This is a genomic window from Mycobacterium simiae, from assembly GCF_008370645.1.
Taxonomy (GTDB): domain Bacteria; phylum Actinomycetota; class Actinomycetes; order Mycobacteriales; family Mycobacteriaceae; genus Mycobacterium; species Mycobacterium simiae_A.
On sequence record NZ_VTZN01000208.1, the window covers coordinates 1 to 7,406 of the forward strand.

A 7,406-nucleotide genomic window follows, 5' to 3' on the forward strand; every position below is an offset into this window, starting at 1 on the left:
ATGAAGCCGGCATCAAACCCGGAAGGGTGCACTTTTTCCAGCTGCGGGCTGGTCTCCAGACGTGCTGTGGGCGCGGGGTGAGGCCAGCCGAGCATACTCCAGAGGCGCTGATCATTGCCGGGGCTGGCGATCGTGAGTACGAGAGCTCGCCGGAGAAACTCGAACGACGCCCTCGGACGGCGAGTTCGTCAGCTGGCGAGCGTCCAACGTTGTCGGCGGTCGTGCGCACTCGAGAACGCCGACACTTCGGCGTTCAGGAGGGCGTCGAAGCCCCTCGGTAAGCGCGAACTCATCCGATGGAGTCTCCCGCGGCGGACATCGAGAACAGCGGGTCGGCCGGTCTCAGCGGGAATCGACAACTGGATGATGCGAGTGGCTATACGCGCTGCGTCGCGAGTGAGTTCGCGCTCCTTGTAGTACAGCCACACCAAATCGCGTGCACCTCGGGAACGGACGATGATGGGTGGCGAGACGCTCACCACCAAATCCTGTCGACGTCAGTCCGCACCGCAAGGATTCAGCACGATGTCCTTGCCTTTTCGCCAGCGCTGCCAACCGTTGGCCAGCGCTCGGTAATGCTCCTTCTTCTTCGCGCTGCATGACTCGCAAACTGCGTTTATTCGGCTCACATCGTCCCGATTTGCGACGCCGTCCAGCAACGCCTTTCGCATAGGCCCATAGAAATCGCGTTCGGGCGCATACGGTTCCGCGTATATGCTGACTGTGTCTGCAACAGTTGCGATCCGTCCAGTTCTACGCGCGCACACGAAATCGATGAATCCACCGAGGCGGATCTCTATAGCGGACATATCAGACACGGATGCCTCCATTGACATGGCTGGGGGTTGAGGTGGCATCGCTACCGCGGTTAGTGCTCCAAGGGCCGAGATGACCATCGGTCTCACTTCCTTGTCATTTAAGACATCGGGATGGCATCTAAACTGGGACGACGACACGGAGTTTGAGAACCGACAACTGAGCAACCTCACCTAGCCATATTGGCGAACCGCGACAAGTGCAGTTGGTGGGCAACAGTCACCGTCTTCGTAGGACCGTTACGGTGTTTGGCGAGAATGAAATCCGCTTCTCCTCCGCGCGGATCGTCGCGTTCGAACGCGTCGGGTCGGTTCAGCAGGATGACCATGTCGGCATCTTGCTCCAGTGAACCCGACTCGCGAAGGTCGGAAAGCATTGGCTTCTTATCAGTACGCTGCTCAGGACCGCGATTGAGCTGACTGATCGCAACCACCGGAACCTCGAGCTCTTTGGCTAAAAGCTTAAGATGCCTTGAGAACTCGGATACTTCGATCTGCCGGGACTCAACCTTCTTGCCCGACGTCATCAGCTGCAGGTAGTCAACGACGACGAGTTTCAGGTTCGCCTTCTGCCGCAGCCGGCGCGCTTTGGCGCGGATCTCCATCATGGTCAGGTTCGGCGAGTCGTCGATATACAGCGGCGCCTCGCTGATCTCACTCATCCGCCGCGCCAGCCGGGTCCAGTCGTCGTCGGTCATCCGGCCCGAACGCATATCGGCGAGTTTGATTTTCGCTTCCGCCGACAGCAGCCGCATCACGATCTCGGACTTGCTCATTTCGAGAGAGAAGATGACGCTGGCCATGCGGTGCTTGATGGAGCATGAGCGCATGAAGTCCAGCCCTAGCGTGGAATTGTGCGTCGGCACCATCCCGCGCCCCGCGAGATACAAATGCGCGGGGTTGTCCACCTCGACACAGCGCACGGCGACACTGGGCACGCGGCGGACCGACACGATCTGCAGTACCGGCGCCATGACGGCGACGTGCCGAACGGGGGATCCGGCCGGGGCGATGGTGTCCAAGCCGCTGCGCAACTGGGCTGACGTACGGATGCCGTAACCGGTCGGCCAGAGGTGCTGCGCGTCGGCGACGATCGTCGTGCCGTCGGAGAATTCGATTTCGTAGCACGGGCGGCCCCACAGGATTTCGGTGGCGGCCATGACCCGGGTCGGCGCTCCATCGGCGTCCAGCAGCTCTTCGCCAACGGCGACGTCACCCATCGTGGTCCAGCCAGTCGGGGTGGGCAGCGGCGTGCGCAGCGCCAGCGCCTTGCCCACCCCCGGGCGCGCCGCCACGATGATCATCTGCCCGGGATGCAGCCCGTTGGTCACCTCGTCGAGTTCGGTGAACCCGGTTGGCACACCGCGCGCGATGCCGCCATTGGACGCGATGGCGTCGATCTCGTCCATTGTCGGCTGCAGCAAATCTTCAAGCGGCACAAAGTCTTCCGATAATCGCCGATTAGCCACATCATAGATTTCGGCCTGAGCGCGATCGACCACCTCGGCCACGTCGGCGCCCTCGGCGCCGGCATAGCCGTACTGCACCACCCGGGTGCCGGCCTCCACCAGCCGCCGCAATGTCGCTTTTTCCGCCACAATCCCGGCGTAATAGCCCGCATTGGCGGCCGTCGGCACCGTAGAAATCAAGGTGTGCAAATACGGTGCGCCCCCGATGCGGCGCAACAGCCCGCGACGGTCCAGCTCAGCGGCCACTGTCACGGCGTCGGCCGGCTCCCCCCGCCCATACAGGTCCAATATGGCGTCGTAAACGTTTTGATGCGCAGGACGATAGAAATCCCCGGGCCGCAGTTTTTCCAGCACGTCGGCGATGGCGTCCTTGCTCAACAGCATGCCGCCTAGCACCGACTGTTCTGCGGCGAGATCCTGCGGGGGCTGACGGCCGAAATCCTCACTGGGAGGCGAGGCATCCATGCCGGGGTGCGATAGATCGTCGACCACCGCCATGGACTACCACCTCCTTTGACATAAGCATCCGAACGTACATTCGACCGCTGACATCCGAGCGTAAGTCAAGGCTCTGACAACCCTTGCTCGCCGACCCGGCCGACTCCTCAACGCGCCCGCTACGCCGCCCGAAAGACGCTAAACGTTGCTGGCAAGTACTCCAAGGGCTGTTGTTTATGAAGCTGTGCATCGTGTGTGCATAGCCAACTGGACCTGTGTTGAATGGGGTGTGGAAAACCTGTGGATCAATGCGGGGCGGTGCAGCGTCAGTGCAGTTGAAGACAATAGAACGCTAGGCGCTTCGTGTGGACAGGAATCTCTCCGGCGTGTCGGACTCGGTTACAACCTCGGGCGTGTTGGTTTTCGGCGAGATTTTCGGCATATTAATCGCCGGTTACGCAGACAGTGCAAACACCCCCATGGAATTATTTGCCAGCGGGCATCTTTCACACACCGCGCTCAGGCCAATCTCACGACGGATTCACGGCAGCGGAAAACTCGGTGGAACCACATGCCCCGCCCGCTCAAATACTGAGAGCTAACCTCGCGCGACGACGTCGAGCGCGATCTCCACGTCGATCTCCGAGTGTAAGTGCACTACGACGGGATGCGTGCCCACGCTCTTGATATGGGTCTTGGGCAGCCGGACTATCCGCTTGTCGAGGTTCGGCCCGCCGGCCTTCTTGATGGCGTTGACGACGTCGCCAGCGGTCACGGAGCCAAACAGTTTGCCGGAGTCACCCGCCGTCTTCACCGGCAGCGAGATTGCGCCCAACGCCTCGATGGCCGTCTTAATCTCGTTGGCATGCTCGCGATCTCGCACCATCTTGGTTTCGCGCGCCCGGCGAATCTCGTCGGCCTGCCTTTGTGCGCCCCGGGAGGCAACGATCGCCAGCCCCCGCGGCAGCAGGAAGTTGCGGCCGTAGCCGTCCTTTACCTCAACAGTGTCGCCGACAACACCCAGGTGGTCGACATCAGCCGTCAGAATCAGCTTCATCGTTACGTACTTTCGTTGTGCGGCCGGCAATTACCGTGCCGACGAGGTGAAGGGCAGCAGCGCGACTTCACGGGCATTCTTGACCGCGGTGGCGATGTCCCGCTGGTGCTGCACGCAGTTGCCGGTCACCCGACGGGCCCTGATCTTGCCGCGCTCACTGATGTAGGTCCGCAGCAGCGCGGTGTCCTTGTAGTCGATCGCTTGGTCCTTCTTCGCGCAGAAGACGCATTTGCGTGCCTTAACCGGCTTTTCCGGTGCGGGCCGCCGCTTGCTGGACTTGGCCATGTGTGTGTTTCTTTCCGTTCCCAAGTAATTTGACGTGTTTTAGATCAAAACGGCGGTTCGTCGTCGCCGCCGAATGAGCCCGAAGCCGGGGCGCTGCCCCACGGGTCTTCGGCCGGACCACCGCCGGATTGCGTGGCCGGCTGACGCGACCCACCGCCGCCGAAACTTCCCCCACCACCGCCGCCGCTGCGGCTGGCCTTGTTGACCTTGGCCGTGGCGTAGCGAAGCGAAGGTCCGATCTCGTCGACCTCGACCTCGACGACGGTGCGCTTCTCACCCTCACGGGTTTCGAAGGAACGCTGCTTAAGCCGCCCGGTGACGATCACCCGCGCACCCCTGGTGAGGCTTTCGGCCACGTTCTCGGCAGCCTCACGCCAGATGTTGCAGCGCAGGAACAACGCCTCGCCGTCTTTCCATTCCCCACTCTGACGGTCATAAATTCGGGGGGTGGACGCCACGGTGAAATTCGCGACGGCAGCACCGGAGGGAGTGAACCGCAGTTCGGGGTCGGCGGTCAGGTTTCCGACGACGGTGATAGTGGTGTCACCAGCCACAATAGTTCTCCTTGTTCAGCCTGATCCTCGCCTGGTAGGTAGTCATGAGCGAGCCTACGTAAGGGTGCTGACAACTAGTGCTTGTCGGTGCGCATCACCTTGGTGCGCAACACCGATTCGTTGAGGCTGAGCTGCCGGTCAAGCTCGGCTACCGTCGCCGGAGCGGCTTTCAGGTCGATGACGCAGTAGATGCCTTCGGCGTGCTTGGCGATCTCGTACGCCAGTCGCCGCCGGCCCCAGATATCGACCTTCTCGACCGTGCCACCGTCCTTGCGGACGACGTTAAGAAACGTCTCCAGGGACGGGGCGACGGTGCGTTCGTCGAGCGTGGGGTCAAGGATGACCATGATTTCGTATGGACGCATAGGGACCTCATCACCTCCTCTGGTCTGTGCGGCCACGGCGGGTCCGTGGCAGGAGGGTCGCCTGCGTCGGCAACCGCCCCAGGCTACCGGACTCTGGGCTGGCCCCCAAACTTCGCGCAACCAGTCACTTCCGAAATTGCAAAAATTCGGCGGCCCTGGCCCTTGTTGCCTCGTCAGCCTTGGCCAACGCGCCCGAGTCGAACGGCGGCCGGGGATCGTATTCGATAAGCAGCTGGGCAGCACGCGCAGCCTCTCGATCGACCAGCAACTCGACCAGTCGCAAAGCCATATCGATACCGCTGGAAACTCCGGCCGCGCTAATGATGCGCTGCGGCAGATGTTCGACGACGCGTTCGGGTACATACCGCGCGCCCAGCTCGTTGAGTTGCTGTGCCGCGCGCCAATGCGTCGTGGCGGTCAAACCGTCGAGCAGCCCCGCGCCCGCCAGCAACAACGCTCCCGTGCACACCGAGGTGGTGAATCTCGTACCGGGGTGCACCGACTGCAGCCAGCCGCGAATGGTGTCATCGCCGATCAGCACTCGGGTCCCGATACCACCGGGAACGACCACCACATCGGGTGCGCTCACGTCGCCAAAAGTGGCATCGCAAGTGACGCCGAGCATGCCGTTCTCGGTGCGCACCTCGCCGCGCCGACGCCCGACGAACACCACTTCGATCGACGGAATTCGTTGTAGGACTTCATAGGGCCCTACGGCATCCAACGCGGTAAACCGGGGGAACAGGGGGATGGCGACCTGCATCACGCCGCGGGAACCCCGTGCCGCGACGTTGCCGGGCGCAGCCATCCCGGTAGCCAAGGAGGCGCGGCGTCAGGCGCGCGATCGTAGATCCCGCCCAGGGGATCGTCGATGCGCCTATTCCACCGCACCAAATCCTCCTCGGGTCGGAAAATTCGCCGAATTATCAACGCGCACAACACTATCACGGCGACATCACGGAGCAACACCGTTGTGGTGAACCACTGCTCCGGTAGCGAGCGGTTCGGGTTGCCGTAGAGGTAGTACATCCGCGGCACCCATACCAGCGCGTCGATGGTCATCCAGGCCAGCAGAACTCGGCGGTGCGGCAGAGCCAGCACGGCCAGTGGCACCAGCCATAGCGAGAATTGCGGGCTCCAGACCTTGTTGGTCAACAGGAATAGCGCCACAACCAGGAACGCCAACTGCGCCAGCCGCGGTCGCTGCGGGGCGGTGAGCGCGATGTAAGCAATTGCCGCACAGGACAATGCAAACAGCACGGTGACGACCGTGTTGAGCATCATCGGCGGCTCCCAGAAGCCCAGTGTGGGATCGAAGCCGCGCCAGCCGGTAAACGACTTCACGACGTTATATAGCGAATCCATGTCGTCGCCGCGACGAGTGTTGAGCCGGAAGAACTCCGACCAGCCTCGCGGATAGAGCACCAGCACCGGCAGATTCACTACCAACCAGGTCACCACGGTGGCCAACGTGGTGCGGACCGCGCCGTCGAGCCGCCCGCTCCTAATGCCCAGGACCAGCAATGGGCCCAGAAACAACAGCGGATACAACTTGGCTGCGGCACCCAACCCGATCAGCACACCAGCCAGCCACGGTCGCCGGCGCGCCCAGGCCAGCAGCCCGCCTATCGCGAAAGCCGTTGCCAACGCGTCAAAGTTGGTGAAGATCTGGAAGATCACCAGCGGAGAGGCCGCGACCAGCGCCGCATCCCACACCCGTCGACCGGCCAGCGCCGAGGTCGCCCAAACGGTCGCCAGCCAGGCCAGTGCCAGGCCGAACGCCGAGGCATTGAAGAACGTCACCACTTCGGCGATCACCGGCAGCGGCGCGACCTTGCTCAACGCGGTGTAAGTCTTAGCGATGGCCATCGACACGTACTGGTATATCCCGGTCAGCACCGGGTATTCCATGTAGCGCACCGCGATCTTTCCGTCGTATTGGGTCTGCGGTGCGCCTGCGCTGTCGGTCTCGATCCAGCTGGATTTGTACGGAAACTTGCCCTGGCTCAACAACTCCGCGCCGTAGAGCGGCACCGTATCGGAGTAGCACAGTTCGTAGTAGGCGCGTTGGTTTTCCCAGTTGGCGACCCTTTGGTCGCCCGGCCCGGTCCCGGTGGTTTGTAGGCATGCGGCCTTGGTGGACCAGCCCAGCGCCAGGAACACCAGCGCGATCACAAACATCACCCGCAACGGGGTCATCAAACGGGTACGCCCGATCAAAGCGTGCCGGCCCACCGGCCCACCGATGACGTCGGCGAGGGCGGAGCCCAAGACATCATTGCGGCTGGGGCAATCACGGTTGTCGGCACTACGCAGATCGGCAGCCAGCGGCCCCGGTGAGATAGTGGCTCGCTGGGTCGCTGCGCCGGTCACGGTGGCGGGTTTGGATTGTCGGAGGGTGGTGGGGATCCGGACGGCGGCCC

At 62.6% G+C, this 7,406-nt stretch carries 9 protein-coding genes; all 9 read right to left on the reverse strand.

The window, feature by feature from the left end; all coding sequences use genetic code 11:
* Positions 1-188: 188 nt before the first annotated feature.
* The 9 genes from F0Q45_RS28730 to F0Q45_RS22820 all read right to left on the reverse strand — a co-directional run bounded on the left by F0Q45_RS28730 (position 189) and on the right by F0Q45_RS22820 (position 7,356).
* The gene (locus F0Q45_RS28730; RefSeq protein ID WP_223163938.1) at positions 189-479 is read right to left on the reverse strand and encodes a hypothetical protein; all 291 of its coding nucleotides are present in this window, start codon (positions 477-479) and stop codon (positions 189-191) included.
* Positions 480-497: 18 nt separating this feature from the next.
* Complete coding sequence (locus tag F0Q45_RS22780) at positions 498-818, reverse strand: hypothetical protein (protein ID WP_149656072.1); 321 nt, start codon at positions 816-818, stop codon at positions 498-500.
* A 167-nt stretch (positions 819-985) separates the two neighbouring features.
* Positions 986-2,782 carry a replicative DNA helicase gene (gene dnaB, locus F0Q45_RS22785; protein ID WP_149656073.1) on the reverse strand — a complete coding sequence of 599 codons (1,797 nt, stop codon included), beginning with the start codon at positions 2,780-2,782 and terminating at the stop codon, positions 986-988.
* Between the two features lie 538 nt (positions 2,783-3,320).
* Positions 3,321-3,779 (reverse strand): 50S ribosomal protein L9, encoded by a 459-nt coding sequence (gene rplI, locus F0Q45_RS22795; protein ID WP_149656074.1) that lies wholly within the window; start codon positions 3,777-3,779, stop codon positions 3,321-3,323.
* A gap of 30 nt (positions 3,780-3,809) precedes the next feature.
* Positions 3,810-4,064, reverse strand: a complete 255-nt coding sequence (gene rpsR, locus F0Q45_RS22800) for a 30S ribosomal protein S18 (RefSeq protein ID WP_149656075.1) — start codon at positions 4,062-4,064, stop codon at positions 3,810-3,812.
* A 44-nt stretch (positions 4,065-4,108) separates the two neighbouring features.
* The gene (locus tag F0Q45_RS22805) at positions 4,109-4,618 is read right to left on the reverse strand and encodes a single-stranded DNA-binding protein (protein WP_149656076.1); all 510 of its coding nucleotides are present in this window, start codon (positions 4,616-4,618) and stop codon (positions 4,109-4,111) included.
* A 74-nt stretch (positions 4,619-4,692) separates the two neighbouring features.
* A complete protein-coding gene (gene rpsF / locus F0Q45_RS22810; protein WP_149656077.1) occupies positions 4,693-4,983 on the reverse strand; it encodes a 30S ribosomal protein S6 in 291 nt (96 codons plus the stop codon).
* Between the two features lie 124 nt (positions 4,984-5,107).
* Positions 5,108-5,746: a DJ-1/PfpI family protein gene (locus F0Q45_RS22815; protein ID WP_149656079.1), complete on the reverse strand. Its 639-nt coding sequence runs from the start codon at positions 5,744-5,746 to the stop codon at positions 5,108-5,110.
* Positions 5,746-7,356 (reverse strand): glycosyltransferase family 87 protein, encoded by a 1,611-nt coding sequence (locus tag F0Q45_RS22820; RefSeq protein WP_149656078.1) that lies wholly within the window; start codon positions 7,354-7,356, stop codon positions 5,746-5,748. The genes F0Q45_RS22815 and F0Q45_RS22820 overlap by 1 nt, the downstream gene beginning before the upstream one ends.
* Positions 7,357-7,406 lie beyond the last annotated feature (50 nt).